This window comes from Vibrio sp. Vb0598, from assembly GCF_033338935.1.
Classification (GTDB): Bacteria; Pseudomonadota; Gammaproteobacteria; order Enterobacterales; family Vibrionaceae; genus Vibrio; species Vibrio alginolyticus.
Genome location: NZ_JAWOTP010000136.1, coordinates 1 through 1,322 on the forward strand (window position 1 = coordinate 1; position 1,322 = coordinate 1,322).

Below are 1,322 nucleotides of genomic sequence, written 5' to 3' on the forward strand. Positions count from 1 at the left end.
CATCTATCGGCTTGCTCACTCTGTCTGGTTGGTTTATCTCCGCAGCAGCAGTGGCTGGTTTAACCGTTGCGCGTGAAACCTTCAACTACATGCTGCCAGGTGCTGGCGTGCGCGGTGCCGCAATGGCACGAACAGCTGGCCGTTGGGGTGAGCGCGTTGTAAGCCACAATGCGACATTTAAATTACTGACAGACCTGCGTATCTTCTTCTTCAAGAAACTTGCTCCGCTGATCCCAGGCCGAGTGTCAACAATGCGCGATGCTGACCTGCTGAACCGTCTGGTAGCCGATGTGGACGCAATGGATCACGTTTATCTGCGACTTGTCAGCCCAGTCATTATTGGCATCTTTGGCATTCTGAGTTTAACCGCAGTCTTAGCGTTCTTTGACTGGCATCTTGCGCTACTTTTAGGCTCAATTCTTACGATCATGCTTTTGGTGTGGCCAGTGCTTTTTTACAAACTGGGCAAAAACAATGGTGAGCACTTAACGCATAACAAAGCTCAGCTTCGTGTCGCGACACTCGATTGGCTACAAGGCTATAGCGAGCTGAGTATTTTTGGTGCAGAAGAACGCTACCGTAACCTGATTCTTGAAAAGCAAAAACAACTGCTTTCAAACCAGTTTGTAAACGCTAATCTGACTGGTATGGCGTCAGGACTTCTGATGTTGGTGAACGGCCTGACTTTAGTTGTCATGCTTTGGTTTGCTGCTGATGGTGTTGGTGGTCGGGCACCTGATCCTTGGATCGCCCTATTCGCTTTTGCAACAATGGCAAGTTTTGAAATTTTGATGCCTATTGCGGGTGCGTTCCAATACCTAGGTCAAACGCTGACTTCTGCCCGTCGCTTGAACGAAGTGATTCTTGCTGAGCCTGATGTTGTCTTCCCTGAGCTATCTAAACGCGAAGAAAAACCACTGGATATCGAGTTCGACAATATTGATTTTGCATACCCTGATGGACAACAGAAAGTGCTGAAAGACCTTTCGCTTTCACTTCCTTTAGGCTCGAAAACCGCAATTGTTGGTCAAACGGGTTCAGGAAAGTCGACCCTGATTCAACTACTTTGTCGCTACTGGGATGTAAACCAAGGTGAGGTTCGCATTGGTGGCGCTTCACTAAAAGATTGGTGCGAATCCGATCTGCGCTCAGCAATTACCGTAGTGAGCCAACGAGTAGATGTGTTAAACGGCACACTACGTGACAACTTGTTAATGGCGTCACCAAATGCGACTGATGAGCAACTGGCGGATATCCTAACGAAAGTTGAACTGGGTGCTCTGCTTGAAGAGCCGGGTCTTGATGCTTGGCTGGGTGATGGC

1 protein-coding gene is annotated in these 1,322 nt (G+C 48.6%); it reads left to right on the top strand.

Translation table 11 applies throughout. The features are described from left to right. On the top strand, positions 1 to 1,322 hold a 1,322-nt coding region (gene cydC, locus R7Q38_RS23540; RefSeq protein WP_318114488.1), incomplete at both ends, for a thiol reductant ABC exporter subunit CydC.